Source organism: Nocardia sp. GP40 (assembly GCF_050434125.1).
GTDB lineage: Bacteria > Actinomycetota > Actinomycetes > Mycobacteriales > Mycobacteriaceae > Nocardia > Nocardia albiluteola.
This window is the reverse complement of record NZ_JBNPVW010000006.1, coordinates 117,893-143,516: the sequence shown is the minus strand read 5'-3', so window position 1 is coordinate 143,516 and position 25,624 is coordinate 117,893. Positions and strand designations below refer to the sequence as shown.

Sequence of the window (25,624 nt, the reverse complement as noted above, 5' to 3'; positions counted from 1 at the left end):
CCTCGAGTTCCGACTTCTCGATCGGTAGACGGGACGGGCGAAGTCAATTCATCGCCCGGACCCGTCGTTCGTGAAGATCGTATGTGGTGGCACCGACAGAGTCGGGCAACCAGCTAGTTCTCCAGCCACCCGTGCTGCTCGGCGAAGGCTGCCAGGCGCTCGCGGATGGTGATGATCTCCCCGGCGGTCAGCGCCGGGCTCGCATCCAGCAGCAGCTCGGTGATGAGCCGCTTGTGCTCGGCGGGGGTGAGCGCGCCGGAAGTGCGTTCGCGATTGCGGTGGCGGGGCGCGGCCGGCGGCTGACCGCCCACCAGGGTCAGATTGACCGCCTTGGGCCCGCGGTCACCCTCGGTCACCTCGAATTCGAATACCCGCCCCTGACGTAGTTCGTCCTCGTCGAGCCCGATGTCGTTCACATGAACGAACACATCGGGGCCGCCGTCTTCCGGGCGGATGAAACCGAACCCTCGCGAACTGTCGAAGGACACCAATTTCCCTATCGACACCTACACCCGCTCCTCGTTGCCGTCACTGTGCCGTCACTCTAACTGTCGTGATGCTCGTTGTCGGGGGATTCACCACTGCTGGAGAGCGCCTTCTGCAGCGAATTGAACACGGTCAGGCCCTGGCCGACCATGCCGTTGATCAACTCGCCGACGCCGTCCGGTCCGTTGAGCACCGTGAGATTGGCATTGGACAGGCCCGTCGCGGCCTGTTTCACGATTTCCGGGAGCTGCTCGATGAGCAACTGGTCCAGCGCGATGCGATTGTTGGACGCGGCGGCCTCGGCCTGAATGCGGGTGCGGTCGGCCTCGGCCTGCGCGAGCACCCGCACGCGCTCGGCCTCGGCCTGGGCGGGCTTGACGACCTCGGTCTGCAGCTGTTGTTCGCGCAGGTTGGCCTCCTTGCGGGCGCGCTCGGCCTGCGCGGTGAGCACCTCCTGCAGCGCGATCGCCTCCGCGAGCGGCCCGGCCTGCGCGGCCTCGGCCTTTGCCTTGTCGATATCGCGCTGGTATTCGGCCTGCAGCACGGAGGTCTGGCGCTGGTATTCGGCCTGCTTGCGGCGCGAGGCCTGTTCGGCCTCGGCGGCGGCCTGCGCGGCGGCGGCCTGGGCGATTTGCGCGTCGCGCTGCACCGCGGCATTGTGCGGGGCCGCCAGGGCCGCGATGTAGCCCAGGTTGCCGTCGTCGATGGACTGGATCTGCAGCGAGTCGACCCACAGGCCGATATTGCTCATCTCGACCTTGGAGGCGACCAGCACCTCGTCGGCGAGCTTCTGGCGCTCGCGGATGATCTCCTCCACGGTCATCGAGCCGATGATCGAGCGCAGGTGCCCGGAGAAGATGCGCCCGGTGAGCACCGACATCTCACGCTCCTGTTCGGACAGGAAGCGTTGCGCGGCATTGACGATGGATCCGGTGTCGTTGGCGACCTTGAACGCGATCACCGCGCGCACGTCGAGCTGGATGGCCTGCTTGCTGACGCAGCGCTCCTGGATCTCGGCCTCGTACATGGCCAGCGACAGGTAGCGGACCTTGCGGAAGAACGGCATGACCCAGGCGCCGTGCCCGGTGATCACCTTGAACGGCGCGCCGTCTCTGCCCTTCCCGCCGCTGACCAGCATCGCCTCGTCCGGATCGGGCACGTGGTACCCCAGCACTGTTCTCTCCCTTGGCTATGTGATTATTTCTCCGGGCCCGAGGTCGAGCGGAATCCACGGAACGACATCGACGATGCGGCCCGGATGCGCCTCGACGACCAGGACGGTGGCGCCCCGGTCGATGGGCTCGGTAGACCGCGCGATGTAGCTCTCTGTCCCCCCTCGGATCGCGACCAGGACCTCCCCGAGCGTGCCTGCGCCCCGGATCGGCGATGTGAGCGTACCGGTCAAACCCTGCACCGGGTCGGTCATCGCATCGAACTCCTTGGCAGGCAACGGTCTACCGGGTTCACCGGTACATTGAGCCTACCGCCGCCCGGTCTCGGCGTAGCACCGAATCGTAGCCTTGCGCGTCGGGTTTGTCGCGCCCATATGTTTCGGGTCCCGCGACTCCGGCAACCCCTCACGGTTGGGGAAAATTGCCCCTGGTGATTCCGGCGTGGCCGTGCAACGCTTAAGCGGTGAACCCCCCTCCGGATATGCGGGCCACGGAGCAGGTCCCGGCGTCCGACAAAATCGATATCGCCGTGTTGAAGGTCGCCGGCGTGGTGGTGCTCGGCGCCATCATGTCGATCCTGGACATCACCGTCGTCACCATCGCCATTCCGACGTTCCAGAGCACCTTCCACACCGCCTACACCAGCGCCGCCTGGTCGATGACGGGCTACACGCTGGCGCTGGCCACCGTGATCCCGTTGACCGGCTGGGCCGCGGACCGTTTCGGCACCAAACGCCTCTACATGATGGCGCTGAGCTTCTTCGTGATCGGCTCGGTGCTGTGCTCGACGGCATGGAACATCGAGTCGCTCATTGGATTTCGCGTAATCCAGGGCCTGGGCGGCGGCATGCTGATGCCGCTGGGCATGACGATCATGACCAAGGCGGCCGGGCCCGAGCGCATCGGCCGGGTGATGGCCGTGCTGGGCGTGCCCATGCTGCTGGGGCCGATCCTCGGGCCGATCGTGGGCGGCTGGCTGATCGGGGTGCACTGGTTCGGGATGGCCGGCTGGCACTGGATCTTCCTGATCAACCTGCCGATCGGCATCGTCGCGCTGATCCTGGCGTACGTGGTGTTCGCCGCGGACCGGCCCGAACCCACCCAGTCCTTCGACTTCGTCGGCATGCTGCTGGCCTCGCCCGGCCTGGCGCTGTTCCTGTACGGAGTGTCCTCGATTCCGCAGAAGCACACCGTCTTCGCGGCGGGGGTGCTGATTCCCGCGCTGATCGGGCTGGCGCTGCTGGCGGCGTTCGTGCCGCATGCGCTGCGTGCGGAGCATCCGCTGATCGATCTGCATCTGTTCCGCAACCGGGCGCTGACCTTCGCGGTGCTGACGATGGTGTTCTTCGCCGTGGCCTTCTTCGGGTCCGGGCTGCTGCTGCCCAGTTATCTGCAGCAGGTGCGCGGGCTGTCCGCGCTGCATTCCGGATTGATGCTCGCCCCACAGGGTTTGGGCGCGATGCTGACGATTCCGATCGCGGGCCGGCTGGTCGACAAGATCGGTCCCGGCAAGATCGTGATGACGGGCATCGTGGTCATCGCGATCGGCACCGCGTTCCTGACCCAGCTGCACGCGGACACCTCGTATGTGGCGCTGATCGCCGCGCTGTTCGTCATGGGCCTGGGCATGGGTTGCACGATGATGCCGGTGATGTCCGCGGCGATTCAGACGCTGACCCAGGCGCAGGTGGCGCGGGGCTCGACGCTGATGAACATCGTCAACCAGACCGCCGGTTCCATCGGCACCGCGACGATGTCGGTGATCCTGACGAACCTGTTGAACGGCAAGCCCTTTGCCCAGCCCGCGATCGCCTCGCACTTCAATCCGGAGATCGCGGCCAAGCTCCCGCCCGCCGCGATCCACGAGGGCCTGCGGCAGGCCGCGTGGGCGTTCTCACACACCTACATCGTGGCGGTGGTGCTCATCGTGATCACCCTGATCCCGGCGTTCTTCCTGCCACGGGTCAAGGCGCCGGCGCCCACGGAGCAGGTCGATGCCCCGATAGTCATGGGGCACTGAGTATTTCGGGGTGAACCGGGCCGGCATGTTCGCGACGAACATGCCGGCCCGGTTCGTTTCGGGGCCCATGACGGCGGCAAGGAGGCCATCACGCGCCCCGATGGGTCACTCCGGCGCTGTTGCGGCGTCGGCGGGGGCGCCGGCCGGTACGGGCTTGCGGGCGCGCAGCAGGAGCAGGCCCAGCAGCGCGGCGGCGAGGCTGAACCCGGCGCTGATCCACGCGCCGGAGTGCATCGCGGCGGCGAAGGCCGTCTTCGCCGGGCCCTCGAAGCCCAATTGGAATGCCGCGCCGATGGATTCGCGCGCGGCAGGCGGTGCGCTCGCGGGCATGTGCGAGGTGAACATGCTCGCCAGCACGCTGCCCAGCACCGCAATGCTGACCGCGTTGCCGACCTGCAGGATGGTGTCGTTCATGGCCGAGCCGACACCGGCGTGCTCGAGCGGGACCGCACTCAGGATCGAGGCGTAGGCCGCCGGGCCGGCCAGACCGCCGCCGACGCCCATGATCATCATGCTGGCCAGCACCCACGCATAGCTGTCGGCATTGGCCAGCACCACGAAGGCGCCGCCCATGACGAGCAGTCCCGCGACGATGAGCGTCTTGTTGCTCAGCTTCTTGCCCAGGGTGGCGCCCAGGCCGTTGAACACCGTGGCGGCCACCGCATAGGGCAGCAGCGCCCAGCCCGCCTTCATCGGCCCATAACCCAGCACGAACTGCACGTACTGGGTCAGCATCAGCAGCACCGCACCCATTCCGAAGACCATCAGCAGCAGCGTGAGACATGTGCCGGAGAAGTCGCGGCTGGTGAACACCTTCAGCGGCAGCATCGGGTGCGCGGAGCGATGCTCCCAGTAGGCGAACCCCGCCCCCGCCACGACGGCCAGCGCGATCACCGGAATGTTCCATTCGCGCTGAATGATCACGTACACCGTCGAGGACAGCGCGACGATCGAGAGCACGACGCCGACCAGGTCGATCGGGCGCTGCTGGCCGTACGTCTCGGGCATGAGCGTCACCGCGGCGATGATCGCGATGACGGCGACCGGGATGTTCAGCACGAACACCGAACCCCACCAGAAGTGCTGCAGCAGAAGCCCGCCCAGCGTCGGGCCCAGCACGATGCCGACCATCGAGACCGTCGACCACGCGGCCATGGCCTTGCGGCGCTCCTGCTCGTCGAAGGTGGTCATCAGGATGGACAGTGTCGAGGGCATCAGCAGTGATCCGCCGACGCCCATCGCGATCCGCGCCGCGATCAGCTGCCAGGGCGCAGTGGCGAAGACCGCCAGCAGCGAGGCCGCACCGAACAGGGCCAGGCCCGTGATCAGCATGCGGCGCCGGCCGAAGCGGTCCGAGAGGCTGCCCGCCGTCAGCAGCAGCCCGGCGAAGACCAGAACGTAGGCGTCGAGGATCCACTGCACGTCCGACGGCGTGGCGTGCAGTTCGCGGATCAGTGGCGGGATGGCGATATTCAGGACGGTGCCGTCGATCATCAGCACCAGCAGGGACAGGCAGAGTGCGACCAGCACCCACCAGCGCCGCGGGTCGCGCTGCGGCGACTCGGTCGGCTCTGTGCTTACCCACCCCGCCGACTCCGCAAGCTCCGTCGGCTCTCCATCCCCGGGAAGGACGTCATTCGATTTCACTCGCACAGCGTACGATAAACTCGAACGGTGTACCAGTGAATTAAGGTGGACCAGTGACCAAGCCTTTTGCCTCGGTATGGACCCGTGAACCGCGGCAACCGAAGAGTTCCGGCTTACGTCGCGAGCAGATCGTCGCGGCCGCGCTCGAACTGCTCGACGCCGAGGGACTGGACGCGCTGAGCATGCGCAAGCTCGGCGCGAAACTGGGGGCGGGTGCCACGAGCCTGTACTGGTACGTGGCGAACAAGGACGAACTGCTGGAACTGACCATGGACCAGATCTGGGCCCTGGTCGAGGTCCCCGATCCGGACCGGGCGTCCTGGCGCGAGGCATTCACCACCTTCGCCTACAGCTTCCGCACCACCCTGCTCGAGCATCCCTGGGCGGCGCAGCTGGTGGGCCAGCTGCCCAATGTCGGCCCGAACTCCTTCGCCCTGACCGAACGCCTGCGCCGCGCCTCGACCGAGGCCGGGTTCACCGGCATCGACATCTACCTGGCCACCAGCACGGTGATGAGTTTCATTCTGGGCCAGGTGCTTCCGGTGCTCAGCTACCAGAAGTCCAGGCACGGACAGGAATACAGCGCCGAGAGCCTGATGGCCACGGTCGTCGAACTCGCGGCCGACTACCCGCAGCTACGCGCCGATTATGCCGAGATGCCCTCGGACCCGGAGGTCGCCCGCGCCATCGCGTTCGACTTCGGCCTGCTGAGCGTCCTGGACGGGCTGGAGGCGCGCCTGACCGCGGCGAGGACCGATGCGACCGCGGTGCAGGGACACCGGACGCAGGGATAGCGTCCGCCGGCCGGTCAGCCCCGGCCGAGCTGGATCGCCTTGACCAGCAGCAGGATCGCCCCGACGATCAGATAGGCGCGTAGCGCGAGCATGCCCAGTTTCGTTCCGGCCGACCAGGTCACGGGTTCGAGCAGGGTCAGCGGCGGCATGCGCCAATGATCCTTCTCGGCCGGGTCGATGACGGGCACGGGCTTGGCGGGCGCGGGGAAGCGGCGTTGCATCCAGCGCAGCACGACCGCGGCGAGCAAAGCTAGAGCCACCAGCACGACGGCCAGATAACCCGCGGTCGCGGTCACGTTCAGATGCGGGAACAGTGTGGTGGCCATCAGGATTCCCGACAACAGCAGCAGCACCCCGACGATGAACACCGCGACGACATTGAGCCAGGCCTTGTTCACCCACGGCCCGAGCACCTGCGGGTCGTTGCACAGCAGCAGCAGGAACACGCTCGCGCTGGGCAGCAGCAGACCGGCCAGGGCCTGTACGGCGGTGGTGATCAGACCCAGTGGCGCGCCGGGGATCAGCACGATCACCGCGGCGAGCACGACCATCGCGATGTAGGAGACATAGAACTGCTTCGCGTCGCGGAATCCGCGGTGCAGCGAATGCTTGATGCCGAACACGTCGCCGAAGGCGTAGCTGGTCGCCAGGGTCACCGCGGCCGCGCCGATGATCGAGGCATCCAGCAGCACGATCGCGAAGAACGAGCCCAGCGTGGAGTCGATGCGGCCCAGCAGATGCGCGATATCGCCCGCGTCGATGAACTTGCCGACCGCGTTGTTCGTGCGCGCGGCGTAGTCGGCCGTCATCATCAGTGCCGCCGCCCCGATCACCACGACGAACGCGCCCAGCGTGGTGTCGGCGCGCTCGTAGCCGATGAACCGCGGCGTGATGCGCTTGTCGACGATATTGGACTGCTGGAAGAACAGCTGCCACGGCGCCACGGTGGTGCCGACGATCGCGATGATCAGCAGCACCCCATCCGAGCTGAATCCGCCCTGCACCCCGGGCACGACGAAATCCCGTGCGGCATGGACCCAATGGGGGTGCGACATCAGCAGCATCGGGATCTGCAGCAGGGTGATCGCGATGAAGACGAACATCGCCCGCTCCCAGCGGCGGAAGCTGCCGGAGGCCATGATGACCACCAGCGCGATCGCCGCGATCGGCACGACGATGTACTTCGACACCCCGAAATACTCCGAGGCCAGCGAGATTCCGATGAATTCGGTGACGATGGTCAGGAAGTTCAAGACGAACAGATCACCGACGGAGAACCAGCCCCAGCCGCGGCCGAACCGCTCGTTGATCAGCCGGGCGTGGCCGATGCCGGTCACCGCGCCCAGGCGCACCACCATCTCCTGGTTCACGATAAGCACCGGGATCAGCAACAGCAGCACCCACAGCAGGCTGTAGCCGTAGTTCTGCCCGGCCTGGGCGTAGGTGGCCATGCCGCCCGCGTCGTTGTCGCCGACCATGACGATCAGACCCGGGCCGACGATCGCCAGCAGGGTCAGGGCCCGGGTGCGCAGGGTGCGCGGATGCTCGGTGTCGGTGACACTGATCTTGCCGAACGCGCCCTCGATGTCGCCCAGGTGCGCGGAGTCGAGCACCGCCGAGCGGCGGGCCGCGGGCGCTATCGGCGCTTCCGCCGGATGCGGCGGTGGCGGCGTGTCCGAACGCGGCGGCGCGAGCGCGTCCGGTGCATCCGAGGCCGCCGCGGGTGCTGGCGATCCAGCGGGCGCGGTCGCCGGACCGGGCGCAGCGGTGTCGGATTCGCTTGACGTGGAACGTGTTTCGCCGGTACCGCTCATTACTGCCCCGTGCCATCGAGTGCCGCGGCGTCGGTGCCCCGGGTCGATCCGGACATTGTCTCAGCCTCTCGGACGGGGCGGGGCGCGGGTTCGCGCCGGCGCCAGTCCTCGGGAATGGTGGCCTCGAGAATGTCGTCGACGGTGACGACACCCAGCACCCGATCGCCGTCGTCGACGACCGGAATGGTGTAGAGGTTGAAATCGGCCATCAGCAGCGCGATATCGGTCATGTCGGCATCGGGCGCGACCCGCACCGGATCGGAGTCCATCAGCTCGCTCACCGGCGTGCCCGGATCGGACTGCAGCAGCCCGATGATCGAGACGACCCCGGCCAGCCGCCCGGCCTCGAGCACATGCACCTTCAGCAGTGCCTCGGATTGCAGGCCCTTCGCCGCACCCACCACCGAAAGCGCCTGCGCCGCAGTGGTATCCGGGGCACACGAGGCGAAGTCCACGTTCATCAGCCCGCCCGCGCTCTCGGGATTGAAGCCCAGCAGCGTGATCACCTTGGTGCGCTGGCCCGCGGGCATCAGGTCCAGCACCTTGCGACGGCGCGACTGGCGCAGATCGGCGACCGCGTCCGCGGCGTCGTCGGCGCGCATGCGGCCCAGCAGCGCAGCGACCTCGGTATCGGACATGTCATCGAGCAGGCGGCTGGCCTCGTCGGGATCCAGCTCCTCGAACACGTCGGCCTCGAGCTCCGGGTCGCCGTGCACCGTATCGAGGAGCTCGCCGCGTTCGCGCTTGTCCGCATCCTCGAGCAGGTCGGCGATCTGAGCCGGTTTCAGCGCTCGTACCCGGCCGCTGACCCGGCGCGTCGTCATCGACTGGCTGTGCCCGATGAGCGGTTCGAACGCCTTCCAGTCCCGCGCGGCATGCCCGTCACCCGCCTTGATGAGCCCGAAAAACCGTGCGGGACGGCGGGTGTCCAGGCGCGCGAGCACCCAGCCGTGGCCGGTATCGTCCAGCTCGACGTCGTAGGCGCGGACCAGCTCGGCCGCGGCCACATCGATCAGCCGGTGCCCGAGGATGTCCGCGCGCAGCAGCACCTCGCCCTCGCGGCGCTCGAACCCGCGCAGGTCGACCTTGTTGCGGGACAGCACGAGCCGGTCCGCCCCGAACTCGTGGATGTGGTCGGAGGAGACGAACACCTCGCGCCCGCCCATCCCGACGACCGCGCCGGTGACGGGGGGATAGGCGTCTCCGCCGGGCAGCCGCACGATCAGGTCGTCGACGCGGCCGATGTCGTCACCGGACTTGGAGATCACCGGCGACTTGAGCAGCTCCGAGAGCTGGATGGTGCGTTGCTGCGGGGATGCGGGCTCGGTCATCTGACGGTTCTCCTGATCGGTGTCCCCGGATGCCGGTGATCAACCGGGGATGGTGAGTCGGCGGAGCTTGCGGAGCCGGCGGGGTGGGTGGGCATTGTAACCATGCACTGTGGCCAGCGCTGTTGTACGACAGATTAACCAATGACGGGTGGCCGCAGTCCGAACAGCGGACTCAATCCCAGCCGTCGCGCACCGCGGCGAACTCGTCCGCGGCGCGGTCGGCGGTGATCTCGTCGTCGTCGGCGTCGTAGTCGTACAACTCCGCGTAGCGGCCCCAGTCGATGGCCAGATCGAGCTGGCGGCGCGCGTCCTCGGCGGAGAAACCGCGGCGCAGCAGATCCAGGAAGAAGCCCGCCCGCAGCTTGCCGTCCTGGCTCCCGGCCAGGCCCTTGCAGATGGTGCGCACCAGCGGCGCGCGGTGGCGGGCCTGCTCGGCGAAGATCTTCTTGCTCTCCTGGATGTCGGCGGTGGTGTAGCGGATGCCGATGTCGGTGAGGGTGATGTCGCCGGACTCCACGGTCACGAAACCGAGCATCGCCGCGGCGTCGACCAGGGGCAGTAGGTCGTCGATCTCGAAGTTCAGGGTGTCGGCGATCTCGGGCAGGTCCGCGCGGCGGCCGTTGGCGTACACCAGCTCCACCAGACCGGCCAGCCCGCCCACGGTGGCGTCGGGCAGCGGCTGCGCGGTCGGGGTCGCCTTCTCGGGCTCGGGCTGAGGCTTGGTGGTGTCGCGGCCGGTCAGCAGGCCGTAGATCTGGTCGACCAGCGCCTCGAAGCCGGCGGTGCGGCGGTCGCGCGGGCGCGGGGTCGTGACCGGGATGTCGGCGATGATCCGGCCCGGATTCGAGCCCAGCACCACCACCCGGTCCGCCAGCAGCACCGCCTCCTCGATGTTGTGGGTGACGATGCAGACCGATTTGGTGGGGAATCCGTCGGTCTCCCACAGGTTCACCAGTTCGGTGCGCAGATTCTCCGCGGTCAGCACGTCGAGGGCGGAGAACGGTTCGTCCATCAGCAGCAGATCCGGCTCGAGCACCAGGGCGCGGGCGAATCCCACGCGCTGGCGCATGCCGCCGGACAGCTCCTTGGGGTAGGCGCTCTCGAAGCCGTCCAGGCCGATCATGTCGATGGCCTCGAGCGCACGCTTGGCGCGGTCGGCGGGCTTGACCCCGCGCGCGGCCAGGCCGAGCTCGACGTTGTCCTGCACGGTCAGCCACGGCATCAGCGCGAACGACTGGAAGACCAGCGCCGCACCGGGATTCGCGCCCTGGAGTTCCTTGCCGCGGTAGCGGACGTGGCCGGTGGTCGGCGCGATGAGCCCCGCGATGGTGCGCAGCAGCGTGGACTTGCCCGAGCCCGAACGACCCAGCAGCGCAACGAATTCGCCGTCGCGCAGCGTGAGAATTATGTTGTCGAGCACCTGCAGCTTGTCCCCGGCCGCGCCCGTGAACGACTTGCCGACGCCGTCGATCTCGAGCAGCACCTCGCCCGCAGCGGTGGTTGTCATCAATGCACTCCTGTCACAACGAGTATCGGCGTTCGGCCAGCGCGTACAGCCGGCGCCAGAACAGTCGGTTGATGCCGACCACGTAGACGGCCATCACCACGACGCCGACCCAGATGCGCGGCCAGTCACCCGATCCGGTGGCCTGCGCGATGTACGAGCCCAGGCCCGCGGCAATGAGTGTGTGGCCGTGATAGGTGACGATCTCGGCGACGATGGCGGCGTTCCACGCCCCGCCCGCTGCGGTGATCGCGCCGGTCACATAGCTGGGGAAGATCGCGGGCAGGATCAGCCGGCGCCACCACAGCCCGCGCGTGAGCCGCAGATTGGCCGCGGCCTCGCGCAGATCGTTCGGCACGGCGGTCGCCCCGGCGATGACGTTGAACAGGATGTACCACTGCGAGCCCAGCGCCATCAGCAGCGTGCCCGCCCAGTTCAGGCTCGCGCCGGTGGCCACCAGCACGGCGGTCACCAACGGGAACAGGAAGTTCGCCGGGAAGCTGGCCAGTACCTGCACCACCGGCTGCGCGAACCGCGACACCCGCGGATTCAACCCGATCCACACCCCGATCGGCACCCAGATCGCGCTGCACAGGATCAGCAGCACGATCACCCGTATCAGCGTCAGCGCGCCGAGCCCGAGCGCGTGCGCGACCTCGCCGAATCCGCAACTGTGCTGGATGTAGGTGACGATCTCGTAGCAGCCCCACACCACCAGCGCCAGCATCACCGTCGAGAACACCACGTCTCCCGCGCGCCGCCGCCCGGACGTGACCAGCAGCGGATACTCGGCCAGGCCGAATACGGCCATCGCCCGGTCCAGCGGGTAAACGATCGGCCCGAAGATCCGGCCCAGCAGGTCCGAGACTTGCGAGCGTCGCAGCAGATCCAGGGTGATGCTGCGCGGCGCCTCGGCGGCCTCGGACTCCTCGAACCGGAAGCGCTCGGCGAATGCGGTCAGCGGCCGCCAAAACAGGATGTTCACGCCGATAACCAGCACGATCATCACCCCGATCGCGATCAGTACCTTGCCGGTCGCGCCCTGCTCGGTGGCCGCGGCGACGTACGAGCCGATGCCGGGCAGCGTGTAGGAGTGGTTGTTGACGCTGATCGCCTCCGAGGCGGTCAGGAAGAACCAGCCGCCGCCGAAACTCATCATCGCGTTCCACATCAGCGGCACCATCCCGCTGGGCAGGTCCACCCGCCAGAACCGCTGCCACCGCGACAGCCGCAGATTGCGGGAGGCCTCGTCCAGATCGCGGGGCTGGGAGACCAGCGAATGGTAGAAGGCGAAGGTCATGTTCCACGCCTGCGAGGTGAAGATCGCGAAGATCGAGGCGCACTCCAGGCCCAGGGACGATCCGGGGAACAGCGCGATGAACGCGGTCACTGTCACCGACAGGAAGCCCAGGATCGGCACCGACTGCAGGATGTCCAGGATCGGCAGCATCACCAGCCGGGCGCGGCGCAGCCGGGCCGCGGCGATGGCGAAGACGAAGGTGAACAGCGTGGAGAAGATCAGCGCGATGAACATCCGCAGCAGCGAACGCGCCGCGTAGTACGGCAGCTCGGACGGGTTCGTCGAGACCGGCGGGCTCTGGACGTTCTTGTCGAACGGCACATTGAGGCCCTGGGAGATGTGCACGATGATCCAGATCAGCACCGCCGCGCCCGCGAACACCGCGACGTCGGCCAGGCGGGAACGGGGCCGCTCCAGCGCGCCGCGAGACGGATAGGAACGCGCGGTGGTCATCGATACTCCTGTGCGAGCGGGTGATTCACGGCGGGCATCAGTGCTCCACCTCCGGGGTGGCAGTGTGCGGGATGCTCCAGCCGACGCTGGTGACCGAGGGCTCGAGGCTCAGCGCGCTGACCGCCGACTCCATCTGCCGGTCGTCGCGTTCGTCGCCGATCAGCTCGGCGGTCACCTCGACCTGCCCGGCGCCGGCGTTCTTGCTGGAGATCGAGACGAGCCGGAAGCCGGTGCGGCTCAACGCCTGCACCAGTAGCGCCCGCACATGCGCCTCGTTGGCGTCGTCGGTGACCGCGGCGAACTGATACTGCGCGAGCTGCTCGGTGCCCGCGGTCGGCTGGCGGTCGACCGCGCGCCCGATGTACCGCATCACGGTATTGACCGCGACCACCACGATCGTTCCGGCCAGCGCCGTGCCGTACATGCCCGAGCCCGACAGCGCGCCGACCGCGGCCGAACACCACAGGGTGGCAGCGGTATTGAGGCCGCGCACGCTCAGGCCCTCGCGCATGATGACACCGGCGCCCAGGAAGCCGATGCCCGAAACGATCTGTGCGGCAACGCGTGTGGGGTCGGCGGAGGTGCCGTGGAAGCCGTGCGCGGACAGCAGGACGAAGAGTGTGGAGCCCGCGGCGACCAGGGCGTTGGTCCGCAGACCGGCCATCCGGGCCCGGTATTGGCGCTCGATGCCGATGACCGCGCCGAGGCCGACACCGGCGCCCAGGCGGAGCAGCATTTCCACCGTCGTCATGTCGTACTCCCGATGCTTCGATGCGCGCACTTCCGTGCCGCAGGCTACCGGGTGATCAGGCGGGCGGCAGGATGTGGAAGTGGTCGCGGGGTGAATAGTTGGCAAATGAGTCCGTACTATCACCATCGGGCATGTCGACCACCTCCTCGGGCTCTCGATCTTCGCGTCCCGCTACGCTGCGGTTCGGCTCGGTCGCTCAGCTACGGTACATGGTCCGGTAGGCGGTGATCGTTTCGACCACGTGATCGGCCAACTGGTCCCGGGTCGCCCGCAGGGTGCCGTTGAGCCACGCCGACAGCATTCCGGCGTTGCCCGCCGCCATCGTCAGCGCGGCGAGCCGCCGTTGCGCGGGATCCTCGATGTGGATGAACAGGTGATCCTGGATCAGCCGGGTGAACGCGGGCATCACGGCGATCGTGGTCTGCCCGGGCCCGGTCGTGGAGTACGGCTCCACGAAGAACAGCCGCGACTTGCGGGGATCCTCGAGCACCGCGTCCACCAGCGCCTCGGCCAGGGCCCGGATGCGGACGGGGGTGTCGGCGCCGGCGAAGGCGGTCATGGGCCCGAGGAATTCGGTGGCCACCTCCCGGTAGAGCACGTCGAGCAGGTCGTCCCGGGTGGCGAAGCTCTCGTAGAAGTAGCGGTCGGTCAGGCCCGCGCGGCGGCACACCGCCCGCATGGTGACCGCCCCGGCCCCACCCTCGCCGATGAGATCCAGCGCGGCCTCGAGCAGGGCGGTGCGGCGGGACTCGCGGCGTTCGGTCAGGGTGGTGCCGCCCCAGATGCGGGGTCCGCCGACCGCCTCGCCGGGTGTGTTCGCGCCGGAGTCCTGACCTGTGTGCACGTGCCCCAGATTATCGGGCGCGCGCACCGGGCATCGCCACAGTGGACCGGTCGGGTGCCACCGATCGCCGGGTGGGGTACGGCGCGACGGGTCAGCCGAGCAGTTCGTCGACGTAGCACCAGCGCCATTTCTCGCCGGGCTCCACGCTGCGCATCACCGGATGCCCGGTCGTGGCGAAATGGCGGGTGGCGTGGTTGCCGACGGACGAGTCGCAGCACGCGACGTGCCCGCAGGACAGGCACATCCGCAGATGCACCCAGGTCAGGCCCTCCTCGAGGCATTCGCCGCACGCCTCGGGCACATCCGGCACCCGCACGTGCGGCGCGTGCCGCAGGTGCTCGCAGCCCGCGGCCTGCGGGCCGCGCAGCGGATCCTCGGGCTGATCCTGCGCCTCGGTGACCCGATCGATGGTGGATTCCTCGATATCGAGTGTGGCCATGACGTGTTCGAGGACCTCGTGATCGAGGGTGCCCGAATCGCGCACGCGCAGTACGGCTTCGCGCTCGGCCGCGAGCATCGCCAGGCGCAGGCGGCGGTATTCGCCGCTGGGCGTGATACGCACCGATTCCGCGCGGCCCAGCTGCTCCCAGGCGGCGTTGGCCCGGCGGGCCACCCGATCGCGGAGCGCGGCAACAATTTCCGGTGGGGTTTCGGGCGCGATCTGCTCCTCGAGGGCGATCAGTCCCGCGGCGGTGGCCTGCTGGAGCAGGTTGGCCTGCTGCAGCGCGTCCTCGGCCCAGCTGGGTCCGCGCAGCCGCAGCAGCCGCACCAGCGCGGGCAGCGAGATGCCCTGCACCAGCAGGGTTCCGCCGACGACCACCAGCGCGAGCAGCTTGAGCGTGGCCAATTGCGGTGTGTCCGAGGGCAATAGCAGCGCACCGGCCAGGGTGACCACGCCGCGCATCCCGGCCCAGGACACCACGGTCGGACTCGTCCACGGCGGCCGGGGCTTACCCTGAGGGCGCCCCTCGACCAGCCAGATGAGGTAGGTGAACGGATAGACCCACAGCGGCCGCGCGACCACCACGGTCACCAGCACCGCCACGCAGGTCAGCAGCAGCGTGCCGTGGTCCAGGCCGCTGGACCACGCCTGCTCGAGGATGTGCCGCACCTGCAGGCCCATCAGCAGGAAGACCGCGTTCTCCAGAATGAATTGGATGGTGCGCCAATTGGTCCGCTCGGCCACCCGCGAGGCGGCGGTCTGCCACACCGGCGCGCCCTGTCCCAGGATCAGCCCGCACACCACCGTCGCGATGACACCGGACGCGTGCGCGGCCTCGGCGGGCAGGTAGGCCGCGAACGGCGCGATCAGCGAGAGGCTGGTGTCGAACACCGGATCGGTGATGCGCCGCCGGATCAGGGCCAGCACCATCGCGGCGACCGCGCCGATCGCGGTGCCGCCGACGGTCGCCAGCAGGAACGAGCCCCCGGCCTGCCACACGCTGAACGCCCCGGCCATCGCCGCCAGCGCCGTGCGCAGCGCGACCAGCGCGGTCGCGTCGTTGAACAGCGCCTCGCCCTCGAGCAGCGTCACGATGCGCCGCGGCATCCCCACCCGGCGTGCGATCGCGGTCGCGGCTACCGAATCGGGCGGGGACACGATGGCGCCGATCGCCACCGCCACCGCGAACGGCACCCCCAGCAGCGCATGCACAACGGCCGCGACGGCGAACGCGGTGAACAGCACCAGCCCCACCGACAGGCTCACGATCGAGAGCTTCTTGGGCCGGAACTCGATGAGCGAGGTGCTGATCGACGCGGTGTACACCAGCGGCGGCAGCAGACCCAGCAGCACGATCTCCGGATTCACCGAGACCTCGGGCACGAACGGCAGATACGAGGCACCGATGCCGACGACGGTCAGCAGCAGCGGTTCGGCCATACCCATCCGCCGCGCCAGCGCCGCCATGCCGACTGTGACGGCGACCAGCGTCACCAACCCGAATGCGATATGCACACTCATATCGTGCCAGGACTGAAACGTGCGGATGTAAGAGGTTCGCGCTGAGCGGATGCGCGCGGCGCCGGAGGATCGGGGCCGGGCCGCACGCGACAGTCGTGGGGTCGCGCTGCGTGAGCGGTTGGCGGGCGCGGGATGAGGGTGTCGTCGGCACCGGGAATGCGCGGGGGCGCCGAGGAGAGTGTCGTCGGTGTCGGAACGGTGGCCGGGTACGGATGGGGGTGTCCCGTTCGATCGGGCGCGCGCCGCAGTTGCGCCGATGGCATTTCTGCGCTGTGCGCGGGTGCGTAGCGTGTCGCCGTCACGGACCGAAATCGTGGACCCGCCATACTGGTATGCGTGAGTGAGCTCGAGAGCGAAGCATCGACATCGTGCGTGGTGTGGGCGGCGGGGCCGAGCGCCGGTGAGGTGCGCCGTTGAACGGGTCCGTATGCGGTGTGGGCGACGTCGCGGGACGGCCGGCGCGGCTCGGTGAGGTGCGGCGGTGACCCCGGGGCGTGAGGCCGTGCCCTCCGGGCCGATCGTGACGGTGTCGGGGCCGATGAGCCGCCGCAATCCGCGGCGTTCGGAGCTGGTGCTGTGTCTGGCGGCGGTCGCGATCGTCGTGGTGGCGGCCGTGGCAATGGCGTCCGCGACCGGCGGCGGCCTGGGGTCGCTGCGCTGGTCGCTGGTGGTGTTCGCGGGGCTCGCGCTGCTGGCACACCTGGCGGTGCGGGTGTTCGCGCCGCAGGCCGATCCGGTGCTGCTGCCGTGCGTGGTGCTGCTCAACGGTCTGGGTTTGGTGCTCATCGACCGGCTGGACCGGGCCGCGGCCGCGCTGGCGGCCTCGCAGGGCGATCCCGTGCCGTCCTCGGACGCGGCGCGCCAATTGATCTGGACCGCAGCGGGTATCACGCTGTTCGCGCTGATCCTGGTGCTGGTGAAGAACCATGCCCAGCCCGCCAAGTACGCCTACACCTGCGGCCTGGTCGGCCTGGTGGCGCTGCTGATGCCCGCGGTGCTGCCGTCCTCGATCAGCGAGGTCAACGGCGGCAAGAGCTGGATCAGGTTCCACGGCTTCTCGATTCAGCCCGGTGAGTTCGCCAAGGTGCTGCTGCTGATCTTCACCGCCGGATTCCTGGTCGCGAACCGGGATCTGTTCAGCACCGCGGGCAAGAAGATGCTGTGGTTCACCGTGCCGCGGCTGCGGGATCTGGGGCCGCTGCTGCTGGTGACGTTCGTGTCGGTGATCGTACTGGTCTACGAGAAGAACCTGGGCTTCTCGCTGCTGGTGTTCGGGACCGTGCTGGCCATGGTGTACATCGCCACCCAGCGCGCGTCGTGGCTGGTGATCGGCATCGGGATGTTCGCCGTCGGCGCGGTCATCGCCTACAACCTGTTCGCCCACGTCCGGGTGCGGGTGCAGGTGTGGGAGGATCCGTTCGCCAGCTACTACACCAACGGATTCCAGATCGCGCAAGGCCTGTTCGGGCTGGGTACCGGCGGGCTGTGGGGGGCGGGCCTGGGCGGGGGGCGTCCGCAGGAGGTGCCGTTCGCGAACACCGACTTCATCATCTCGACCATCGGCGAGGAGCTGGGCCTGTTCGGCCTGACCGCGGTCATCGTGCTGTTCACCATCATCACGCTGCGTGGCTTCAGCGCGGCGATGACCACCCGCGATTCGTTCGGCAAGCTGCTGGGCGGCGGGCTGGCGTTCTCGATCGGCTGGCAGCTGTTCGTCGTGGTCGGCGGCGTCACCAAGCTCATCCCGCTGACGGGTCTGACCACGCCGTTCATGTCGTACGGCGGATCCTCGCTGCTGGCCAACTACGTCATCATCGCGCTGCTCATCCGGATCTCCCACGACGCGCGCAGCGCACCCGCGCCCGCGCCGCCCCCGGTGGCGCCGATCGCCGAGGCGATGACCGAGCACATAGCCCGTCCGCCGAGCTGACGGGAGTTGCGGCCTTATGGGCGCTGTCGGCGAAGCCGTCCGAAGACCGCGCACGGCCGGAGCGAATGCGGAGGTACGCCTGATGGGCGCTGTCGGCGAAGCCGTCCGAAGACCGCGCACGGCCGGAGCGAATGCGGAGGTACGCCTACTCCGCCCGCGGCGCGCCCTCCAGTGCCTTGCCCGCATCCCGCCAAGCGACGATGCCGCCGTCCAGGCTGCTCGCGTCGTATCCGGCGCGGCGGGCGACGGCCGCGAACCGCCGCGACACCTCGCCGACCGGGCAGACGAAGACCAGTGGCCGTGACGGGGAGAACGGAATGCCCTGGGCCAGCATGTCGTCGAGCTGGTCGTCCCGGATGTTCAGCGCGCCCGGCACGTGCCCGATCCGGTAGGCCATCGCGCCCCGGGTATCGACGATGATCGGATGCGTTGCGGCGGTGAGGCGTTCGAGCTCGTCGGGGGAGACCGACGGCACGGCGGCGAGCTCCTGCGCGTCCGGCGCGGGTGGACGGGTGTCGTTGCGGCCGAACAGGTCCGGCCGGCGCTTGCGAATGTACGACACGTAGGGCTCGAGCCGGTCGCAGACGATGATCACCGCCACCACCGGGCGGTCGGTCGTGATCGTCGAATAGTCCAGCGCCCCCAGCAATTCCAGCGCCGCGGCATAGGTTGCCCCGCTGGTGGGACCGGCCAGAACGCCGTAGCCGGTGGCCAGCTCCAGGCATCCCTCGATCGCCGCGGCGGAGGTCACGGTCATGACGCGGTCGTAGAAGTCGGGCTGGAACAGTCCCACCTCCCACATCTCGGTCTCGAACCGGATGCCGGGAATGAAGTCGCTGCGCTCGGACACCACCGCGATGGTGCTCAGCTCCGGATGGTGCTTGCGCAGATAGCTCGCCGTGCCGCGGGTGGACCCGGTGGTGCCCAGACCGCCGATGAGGTAGTCGATTCCGGAGCCGTCGGTGCCGGCGAGGTCCTCGTGGATCTCGCGGCCGGTGCCGTGATAGTGGGCCTCGATATTCTTCTCGTTGGTGTACTGCGACGGGTAGAAGTAGGTCCCCGGATGCCGGGCCATCGTCGATTCGATTTCGGAGTACACATTGTTGGGCGTGGTGGGGTCGGGGCATTCGGACAGCCCTGGCAGCTCCTCGATCTCGGTGCCGAACATTTCCAGCAGCTCGCGCACGTCGTTGATCTTGATGCGGTTGGTGACCGCGCGCAGCCCGACGCCGCGCATGGCGCCGAGAATGCGCAGCGCCTTGGCGGTATTGCCGCTGGAGGCTTCGATGAGAGTCTGCCCGCGCGCGGCGATGTCGTCGTAGTCGTCGCGGATCATCCCCCATGCCACCCGGTCCTTGACCGAGCCGAACGGGTTGGCGGACTCCAGCTTTGCGTAGAGCTCGACATCGGCCAGCCCGTGCACGGCAGGGTCCAGGCGCAGCAGCGGGGTGTTGCCGATGAGTTCGGTGATGTGGTCGTAGCGCATCAGGCGTTCCCGTCGATGGTGTCAATGGGGTCGGGCTCGTAGTCGAGGTCCCGGCAGATCTGGAAGGCGCCGGACCGATACGCGACAGCGAGTTTGGGCGCGGGCGGGTGCATCGAGGCCGTCGCCGCCGACAGATCCATGTGGTAGGCGGCCGTATTGGGGAACACGACCAGATCGCCGGGCCGCGGGCGGGCATCGAGCCAGACCTTGTGGTTGGTGATCAGATCGCGTTCGAGGCAGAGTCTTCCGGCGAAATACACACCGACGGGACTCTCCTGGTCGGCAACCGGCCGCAGGGTGGGCAGGGCGTCGCCGCTCGCGCGCCTGCCGCCGCTGTGTGCCGCGGTGTACAGGGGCTGGGCGGACTCGCGATGCGCGTCGCTGGGCAGCACCAGCGGATCCACCATCACCTCCTGATCGGCGGGGGTGACGGTGTCGCGGGCCAGATCGAGATTGACCAGGACGCTGCCGTCGGCGGCCTCCTTGACGAATTCCACCCGGGCCACGGTGATTCCGGCGTGGTCGACCAGCGCCTTGCCGGGCTCGAGCCAGATCTCCAGCAGATTCTCCGTGGCGAGCTGGACCAGGTTGCGCCCATCGTGCGCGTCCAGCGGCGCGGTCAGCAGCTCGGCGAGCATGCGGGTGGCGGGCTCGGTATTGGCGTACTTGTGGAAGATCGGGATGCCGTGCACCCCGGTGTCGTCCACGTGGTAGCCGAAGGTGTTGCGGCCCCAGACCATCTTCTCGCCCCGGTCCAGCAGCGATTCGCGCAGCGCGGCCACGTAGCCGTCGAACCGCTCGACGTCGGCGGTGAACACCTGCCGCAAGCCGCCGCCGATGTCGAGCACCGTGGGGGTCAGGCCGTACGAGTAGGCGAGTTCGATCAATTCCAGGCAGGCCTGCACCGCGCGCAACCGCTCCGGGATCTCGCCCGAGTCGAGGTGGAATGCGATGCCGCGCAGGGTGAGCCGGCCGCGATGCGCCGAAAGTACCTGCAGCGCCTCGTCAGCCTCGCGCAGTGGGATGCCGAACCGGCTCACCGCGCTGCCCGCAAACCCCGACACCCGCAGCAGCACGGGCACCTTCGCGCGGTCGCCCGCCAGCTCGGCGATGCGCCGCAATTCCCAGAGGTTGTCGACATTGACGGTGACACCGGAATCGATGAGTTCGCGCAGGAACGACTCGCCCTTCGGGCCGGTTACCTCGATCCGCATCGGGCCGAATCCGGCGTCGACGGCGGCGGCCAGTTCCTGTGCCGAGGCAACGTCGATGGCGATTCCCGCGTGTTCGGCGGTGCGCAGCAGCGCGCGCGACCGGTTGACCTTGTGCGCATAGCAGATTCGGTACCGCGGCGGATGCCGGTCCAGCACCGCGCGCAGACGGCTCAGATTCTCCGCGTACACCTGCGGAAACAGCAGATGGGCCGGGGAACCGAAGCGGATCAGCGCATCCTCGGCCGCACCCGGGGTGTCCAGGAACGCGCGCACCAGGGGATGGAGCTTCGCGGGTAGGGCGGGGGCGCTCACGGGGCCGTCCCGCGGAGCTGCTCGGGTGCGGCATCACCCACGGCGCCGTTCGGCCCCGGCGCGGCCCGCGTCGGGTTGTAACCGCTGTCGCGCAGGGCCTCGAAGGCGCGGTGGAGGTTGCGGGGGCTGCGGAAATCGGCCCGCACCCGCTTGCTGATCAGGTCGATGTCCTCGACCTCGATGCGCATCGATTCCAGCACCCCGGTGATGGTGCGCACGCAGTGTTTGCAGTTCATGTCCGGGACGTAGAACACCTGGTTCTCGGCCTCGGAATCGTCGTCGTCCGATTCTGCCCGGCGCACCTCGGTGAGGGTGATCCGGGCGACCGCGGCGGTGAACTCCTCGACGAAGCGGTCCACCACGACCGGCAGCACGCTGTAGTGCTCGCTCTCGAGCTGATGCGGCATCGCGGCCAGGCAGGCCGGGCGGGTGCCCGGGGGCAGCAGGGCGTACTGGCGCGAGATGAGATCCAGTTCGTCGTGGTATTTCTCGATCGCCGCCGGGACGGACATGCCCTCCAGCGTGGTGGCGCGGCGCATGACAGCGTGCGCGTCGGCGATCGTCGCGTCCTTCATCGCCCGCAGCGTGGCCACGGTCTCGGCGGTGTAGCGCACGGTGCCGTCGTGCTGGGTCACGAACATCACCGGGACCATCCCGCGCCGATAGGTCGAGGCCTGCAGCTCCCAGTACCAGCGGGTGGCCACGGCGCCGAAGATGCCCGATTCGCGCATGCCGTGGGCGAATTCGGCCGGCGTGCGGTACGGCGTGAAGCGCGCCAGCAGCGCGTGCTGCGCCAGCGCTCTGCCGGTCGCCTCGATGCCCACGCGGAAGATATCGATCGGATCGTGGTCGGTGGTGGTGCCCTCGAGCGCGGCGCGGTCGCGCGGTGAGAGCGCCGAAATATGGTCGGCCAGAGCGGAATCGGCCTCGATCGCATGCCACAGCACCAGCACCGCCTCGCGCATCGCGATCGGGACGATCGGGCCCAGCCCCCGGGCCTGGTAGTGCCCGGTGTTGGGAATGCCGTCGCTGTCGGTCCAGGCGACGCGATGGGTGGCCGTGCCGACCTGGTCGGGGCGGCACGGCCGCATGAACCGCTCCAGATACATACGCTGGGACAGCGTCAGGTGGCTATTGGGTTCGGAACGCATTGCCGCGCAGGTGTAGTCGATCCGCAGCGGAGCCGAGGGGGAGCGCGCGCCGCCGAACAGCCCCGGGCGGGCCAGGTCCGCCAGCACGCGCGAGGCGGCACGCCGGTCGTACCGGGGTTGCGGCAGGCTGCTGGTCATGTTCCGACCTCCATCGCGATGGTGCCGACACACCGGACGAATCGGTCGATCTCGTCCTGGGTGTTGTAAATGTGGGTGCTGACTCGCACCGAATCCTCCTCGGCGGCATGGGTTCCGCTGGCTGGCACGCAGTGCGCGCCGGTGCGCACCAGAAATCCGTCCTGGGCCAGCACGAATCCCAGGTCCGTGGAGCCGATGCCATCGAGGGTGAACGATACTGTGCCGTAACCGATCTCGCCGGGAGCATGGGCCGGGCCGGGGGTGAACTCGAGCCCTGGCAGCGGGCGCAGGCCGTCGATGAGCCGGCGGGTCAGTAGGCGGTTGTGTGCGGCGATGGCATCGAGCCCGATCTCGTCGAGCACGTCCAGGGCCGCGCCGAGGGCCAGGATGCCGGGGATGTTGTGCGTGCCACCCTCGAGCCGCTCGGGCATCGCGCGCGGGGCGAGCGCAGAGTCGCCCGGCGCCACACCGGAATTGCCGCCGGGCAGGAACGGGGTGAGCCGATCGTGCACGCGGCGAGCGCAATACAGCACGCCGGTGCCCGGGGCGCCGAACATCTTGTGTGCGGACAGGACCGCGAAATCGGCGCGCAGCGCGGCCACATCGAGGGGGAGATGCCCGCCGCTCTGGCTGCAGTCGAAGCACAGCAGCACCCGCGGATCGAGGCGTCCGCGCAGCTGCTCGAGGGTGTTGCGAGCACCGAAGACGTGGTGCAGGTGGCTTACCGTGACGAGCCGGGTGCGTGGCGACACCTTGGCGGCGATGTCGTCGGTGTCAGCCTCGCCCAGTTCGGTGGTGCGGTAAGGGATCAGGCGCAGCGTCCGCCCGAACCGGGCCAGGGTGTCGCGCAGGTGCAGCCAGGGATACACGTTGGAGGCGTGATCGCGTGGGCTGTAGAGGATTTCGTCGCCGTCCTCGAGATTTGCCAGGCCCCACGACAGCGCTACGGCGTTCAGTCCCGCGGTGGCGCCGGGGGTGAAGACGATTTCGTCGGGGGCCGCGCCCACCAGCGCGGCGGCCTGCGCGCGCACCCGCTCGATCGCGCGGGTCAGGCCGGTGGCCCACGGATGGGTGCCGCGCCCGGCGTTCGCCGTGTGCGTTCCCAGATAGTTTGTGACGGCCGCGATCACGGATGCGGGTTTCTGCGTGGTCGAGGCGCTGTCCAGGTATACCTCGGGCGCCGCGGCGAGGGACGGAAACATCGAGCGCACGGTCTCCGGGGAGATCGGACGGGTGCGTGGCACCGACGTGGCGTGTGGGGCAGCGGTGGCCTCGGACGGGCGCGGCGCGGGTTGCGTACCTCCGGCTGGGCGTGCCACCGGCGCGGGCTCGTGCCGGTCCGCAGGGGCTACCCGAACCTCAGGCGGAGCGGGGGAAGACCTCGACGCAGGTGACCACAAACGTGACGCTCCCTTCGGCTCGTACGCTCCGACCCAATCCACGATACGCACATTCGGCCGGGTGTTCGAAGGTTCTCGCCGACAACGTTTTTCGCCGGGGCTCGGGACCGCTGCACCGACTCTGCAAGAAGGTGAGGGATTTTCGGGCTATTTGCCGGGAAGATCCGGACCGCCCGGGTTACACAGCGCCTTCACGGTTGCGTCGTATCCCACTGCGGGGCGCCAGGGTTCCAGATTCCAGTCCGGCTTGTCCGGGGCGACCAGCCGGGCCCACTGCCAATGGCACTTGAACTGGTCGTACATGCCGGGAGTGTTCGCGTCGGGGGCATCGGTGAGCACCTCGCCCCAGGCCCGGTCCAGCGCGGGCGGATACGAGTCCTTGCGGCCCGCCGGGGTCGGATAGACATGGAGCCGGCGCCCGTCCGAATCGGTGGTCCACCGAGTGTGGTCGATCAGCTTCGACGAGGCATAGGCGTCGGTGGTCGGGATGGCCGGGCCCGACGTCGTGGCGGCGGCCTGCGGGGCGGACGGCGGTGCGACGGTGGAGCCGACGTGGCCGATCGCCACGGGCGCGGACTCGTCGGGCGCCCCGCAACCACCGACCACGAACACGGCGGCAAGGAGTGCGGCCGCGACGGGCGTCGCCGCGCCCGCTCGTCCGATTCCGTACCTCATGCTCGATCCCCGATCCGTGATGCCTCGCGTTTGCCACCGTACCCGGGCGTCCGTCGCGTGCCCGCCGGGGCTGCCCCGGTGTGCCCGTCCTGCCCGGAATGTCGGTGCGTTGCACGTAGAGTGGATGCGTGGCCGCGCAGCTGACCAAGGGACAAATCGACCAGCTGACCGTCGACGACCTCACCGTGTCGGTCCGGCACGCGGAGGCGATCGATGTCTCGGCGCTGTTACTGAATGGAGCCGGGAGGGTACGCGGGGAGAACGATCTGGTCTTCTACAACCAGCCCGCCGGCCCCGGCGTGCGGCTGGCGTCCGGGCAGCCGGGGATGTCGATCGCCCTGCGCGCGCTGCCGCCGGACATCGATCATGTCCGGGTGGTGCTGACCCTCGAGGATCCGCAGGCCCATTTCGGCGACTATCCGGCGCCCTGGGTCCGGATCGAGGGCGCCGGCGGGCGGATGGTGTACGAGTACGAGATCGACGAGCTGGACCAGGAGTCCACGGTGATCGCGTTCGACCTGGACCGGGTCGGCGCGAGCTGGCAGCTGCGGGTGCTCGGGCACGGCTATCCCGCCGGGTTCGCTGCCCTGGTGATGGGGCACGGCGTGCACATCGGCCCGGCCGGCGGCCAGGACGACGGCGCCTATCGCGGTCCAGCGGTGCTGGAGGCCGGCCAGGAGGTGGCCCTGCACGAGATCCGCAAGGGCGAGCTCGCCATGGTGAAGATGGCGCTGGGCTGGGATCCGGTGCGGGTGCACGGCGCGCGCGGCATGCGCAAGGTCGAGATCGATCTGGACGCCTCCGCGCTGCTGTTCGTCGGGCACAACCTCGTCGACGCCGCGTTCTTTCAACAGCTTTCGGCGCGCAACGGCACCGTGCGGCACTCCGGTGACAATCTCACCGGCGAGGGGGAGGGCGACAACGAGGTCATCACCGTGGATCTGGCGCGGTTGCCGCAGCAGGTGACCGCGGTGGTGTTCGTGGTGACCTCCTACGCCGGGCACACGTTCGAGCGGGTCCGTAATGCCTTCTGGCGCATGATCGACGGCACCTCCGGCGCCGAGCTGGCCCGCGGCAGTCTGCGCTCGGGCGGCCAGCACACGGGCATGGTGGTGGCGAAGGTCTACCGCGACGACGGCATCTGGCGCCTGGGCGCTATCGGCGCACCCATCGAGGCGGGCCACCCGGTCGAGGCCGTCCCGCAGGTCACGCCCTACCTGTAAAGGCATTCGATGCGCA

The 25,624-nt window shown here is 68.8% G+C and carries 20 protein-coding genes; 4 read left to right on the top strand and 16 right to left on the bottom strand.

Annotated features, from left to right (window positions below):
• Positions 1–113 precede the first annotated feature (113 nt).
• The 3 genes from ABH933_RS19550 to ABH933_RS19540 are packed head-to-tail and all read right to left on the bottom strand — an operon-like array spanning position 114 to position 1,912.
• Positions 114–506 (bottom strand): cold-shock protein, encoded by a 393-nt coding sequence (locus tag ABH933_RS19550; protein ID WP_308166753.1) that lies wholly within the window; start codon positions 504–506, stop codon positions 114–116.
• Between the two features lie 38 nt (positions 507–544).
• The gene (locus ABH933_RS19545) at positions 545–1,660 is read right to left on the bottom strand and encodes an SPFH domain-containing protein (protein ID WP_429423622.1); all 1,116 of its coding nucleotides are present in this window, start codon (positions 1,658–1,660) and stop codon (positions 545–547) included.
• Positions 1,661–1,675: 15 nt separating this feature from the next.
• Entirely contained in the window at positions 1,676–1,912 is a 237-nt protein-coding gene (locus ABH933_RS19540) for a hypothetical protein (protein ID WP_215919713.1), read from the bottom strand.
• A 227-nt stretch (positions 1,913–2,139) separates the two neighbouring features.
• Here ABH933_RS19540 and ABH933_RS19535 point away from each other — a divergent pair, with 227 nt between their 5' ends.
• A complete protein-coding gene (locus ABH933_RS19535; protein WP_429423777.1) occupies positions 2,140–3,678 on the top strand; it encodes a DHA2 family efflux MFS transporter permease subunit in 1,539 nt (512 codons plus the stop codon).
• A 105-nt stretch (positions 3,679–3,783) separates the two neighbouring features.
• Here ABH933_RS19535 and ABH933_RS19530 read toward each other — a convergent pair whose 3' ends face one another.
• Positions 3,784–5,325: an MFS transporter gene (locus ABH933_RS19530; RefSeq protein ID WP_429423621.1), complete on the bottom strand. Its 1,542-nt coding sequence runs from the start codon at positions 5,323–5,325 to the stop codon at positions 3,784–3,786.
• Positions 5,326–5,378: 53 nt separating this feature from the next.
• Between ABH933_RS19530 and ABH933_RS19525 the strand changes: the two genes are divergently transcribed.
• On the top strand, positions 5,379–6,119 hold the full coding sequence (locus ABH933_RS19525) for a TetR/AcrR family transcriptional regulator C-terminal domain-containing protein (protein WP_429423620.1): 741 nt from the start codon (positions 5,379–5,381) through the stop codon (positions 6,117–6,119).
• A gap of 14 nt (positions 6,120–6,133) precedes the next feature.
• Here the strand turns inward: ABH933_RS19525 and ABH933_RS19520 are convergent, their stop codons facing one another.
• The 7 genes from ABH933_RS19520 to ABH933_RS19490 all read right to left on the bottom strand — a co-directional run bounded on the left by ABH933_RS19520 (position 6,134) and on the right by ABH933_RS19490 (position 16,079).
• A complete protein-coding gene (locus tag ABH933_RS19520; RefSeq protein WP_429423776.1) occupies positions 6,134–7,732 on the bottom strand; it encodes an NRAMP family divalent metal transporter in 1,599 nt (532 codons plus the stop codon).
• A 200-nt stretch (positions 7,733–7,932) separates the two neighbouring features.
• Complete coding sequence (locus tag ABH933_RS19515; RefSeq protein WP_429423619.1) at positions 7,933–9,264, bottom strand: magnesium transporter MgtE N-terminal domain-containing protein; 1,332 nt, start codon at positions 9,262–9,264, stop codon at positions 7,933–7,935.
• Between the two features lie 172 nt (positions 9,265–9,436).
• Positions 9,437–10,771: a nitrate/sulfonate/bicarbonate ABC transporter ATP-binding protein gene (locus tag ABH933_RS19510; protein ID WP_215919719.1), complete on the bottom strand. Its 1,335-nt coding sequence runs from the start codon at positions 10,769–10,771 to the stop codon at positions 9,437–9,439.
• A 13-nt stretch (positions 10,772–10,784) separates the two neighbouring features.
• Positions 10,785–12,521, bottom strand: a complete 1,737-nt coding sequence (locus ABH933_RS19505; RefSeq protein WP_429423618.1) for an ABC transporter permease — start codon at positions 12,519–12,521, stop codon at positions 10,785–10,787.
• Between the two features lie 37 nt (positions 12,522–12,558).
• The gene (locus ABH933_RS19500) at positions 12,559–13,272 is read right to left on the bottom strand and encodes an MgtC/SapB family protein (protein ID WP_429423617.1); all 714 of its coding nucleotides are present in this window, start codon (positions 13,270–13,272) and stop codon (positions 12,559–12,561) included.
• A 196-nt stretch (positions 13,273–13,468) separates the two neighbouring features.
• Positions 13,469–14,116, bottom strand: a complete 648-nt coding sequence (locus ABH933_RS19495) for a TetR/AcrR family transcriptional regulator (protein WP_215919725.1) — start codon at positions 14,114–14,116, stop codon at positions 13,469–13,471.
• A gap of 91 nt (positions 14,117–14,207) precedes the next feature.
• Positions 14,208–16,079 (bottom strand): Na+/H+ antiporter, encoded by a 1,872-nt coding sequence (locus ABH933_RS19490; protein ID WP_429423616.1) that lies wholly within the window; start codon positions 16,077–16,079, stop codon positions 14,208–14,210.
• 538 nt (positions 16,080–16,617) lie between these two features.
• On the opposite strand from ABH933_RS19490, the gene ABH933_RS19485 reads away from it, so the two are divergent.
• Positions 16,618–18,009 carry an FtsW/RodA/SpoVE family cell cycle protein gene (locus tag ABH933_RS19485; RefSeq protein ID WP_429423775.1) on the top strand — a complete coding sequence of 464 codons (1,392 nt, stop codon included), beginning with the start codon at positions 16,618–16,620 and terminating at the stop codon, positions 18,007–18,009.
• Positions 18,010–18,154: 145 nt separating this feature from the next.
• Here the strand turns inward: ABH933_RS19485 and ABH933_RS19480 are convergent, their stop codons facing one another.
• The 5 genes from ABH933_RS19480 to ABH933_RS19460 all read right to left on the bottom strand — a co-directional run bounded on the left by ABH933_RS19480 (position 18,155) and on the right by ABH933_RS19460 (position 24,385).
• The gene (locus ABH933_RS19480) at positions 18,155–19,495 is read right to left on the bottom strand and encodes a pyridoxal-phosphate dependent enzyme (RefSeq protein ID WP_429423615.1); all 1,341 of its coding nucleotides are present in this window, start codon (positions 19,493–19,495) and stop codon (positions 18,155–18,157) included.
• On the bottom strand, positions 19,495–21,021 hold the full coding sequence (locus ABH933_RS19475; RefSeq protein WP_429423614.1) for an alanine racemase: 1,527 nt from the start codon (positions 21,019–21,021) through the stop codon (positions 19,495–19,497). Before ABH933_RS19475 ends, ABH933_RS19480 begins: the two co-directional genes overlap by 1 nt.
• Positions 21,018–22,310, bottom strand: a complete 1,293-nt coding sequence (locus tag ABH933_RS19470; RefSeq protein ID WP_429423613.1) for a heavy-metal-associated domain-containing protein — start codon at positions 22,308–22,310, stop codon at positions 21,018–21,020. The genes ABH933_RS19475 and ABH933_RS19470 overlap by 4 nt, the downstream gene beginning before the upstream one ends.
• Positions 22,307–23,554, bottom strand: a complete 1,248-nt coding sequence (locus ABH933_RS19465) for an aminotransferase class V-fold PLP-dependent enzyme (protein WP_429423612.1) — start codon at positions 23,552–23,554, stop codon at positions 22,307–22,309. Before ABH933_RS19465 ends, ABH933_RS19470 begins: the two co-directional genes overlap by 4 nt.
• A gap of 303 nt (positions 23,555–23,857) precedes the next feature.
• Positions 23,858–24,385, bottom strand: coding sequence for a DUF2599 domain-containing protein (locus ABH933_RS19460; RefSeq protein ID WP_215919732.1), 528 nt, complete (start codon positions 24,383–24,385; stop codon positions 23,858–23,860).
• Positions 24,386–24,513: 128 nt separating this feature from the next.
• Between ABH933_RS19460 and ABH933_RS19455 the strand changes: the two genes are divergently transcribed.
• Positions 24,514–25,608 (top strand): TerD family protein, encoded by a 1,095-nt coding sequence (locus tag ABH933_RS19455; protein WP_429423611.1) that lies wholly within the window; start codon positions 24,514–24,516, stop codon positions 25,606–25,608.
• Positions 25,609–25,624: the final 16 nt, after the last annotated feature.

Excerpts from the sequence above, each read along its gene's own strand:
- ABH933_RS19540 (WP_215919713.1), bottom strand. The coding sequence starts at position 1,912 with ATGACCGACCCGGTGCAGGGTTTGACCGGTACGCTCACATCGCCGATC.
- ABH933_RS19535 (WP_429423777.1), top strand. The coding sequence starts at position 2,140 with ATGCGGGCCACGGAGCAGGTCCCGGCGTCCGACAAAATCGATATCGCC.
- ABH933_RS19515 (WP_429423619.1), bottom strand. The coding sequence starts at position 9,264 with ATGACCGAGCCCGCATCCCCGCAGCAACGCACCATCCAGCTCTCGGAG.
- ABH933_RS19510 (WP_215919719.1), bottom strand. The coding sequence starts at position 10,771 with ATGACAACCACCGCTGCGGGCGAGGTGCTGCTCGAGATCGACGGCGTC.
- ABH933_RS19505 (WP_429423618.1), bottom strand. The coding sequence starts at position 12,521 with ATGACCACCGCGCGTTCCTATCCGTCTCGCGGCGCGCTGGAGCGGCCC.
- ABH933_RS19500 (WP_429423617.1), bottom strand. The coding sequence starts at position 13,272 with ATGACGACGGTGGAAATGCTGCTCCGCCTGGGCGCCGGTGTCGGCCTC.
- ABH933_RS19490 (WP_429423616.1), bottom strand. The coding sequence starts at position 16,079 with ATGAGTGTGCATATCGCATTCGGGTTGGTGACGCTGGTCGCCGTCACA.
- ABH933_RS19485 (WP_429423775.1), top strand. The coding sequence starts at position 16,618 with ATGAGCCGCCGCAATCCGCGGCGTTCGGAGCTGGTGCTGTGTCTGGCG.
- ABH933_RS19480 (WP_429423615.1), bottom strand. The coding sequence starts at position 19,495 with ATGCGCTACGACCACATCACCGAACTCATCGGCAACACCCCGCTGCTG.
- ABH933_RS19470 (WP_429423613.1), bottom strand. The coding sequence starts at position 22,310 with ATGACCAGCAGCCTGCCGCAACCCCGGTACGACCGGCGTGCCGCCTCG.
- ABH933_RS19460 (WP_215919732.1), bottom strand. The coding sequence starts at position 24,385 with ATGAGGTACGGAATCGGACGAGCGGGCGCGGCGACGCCCGTCGCGGCC.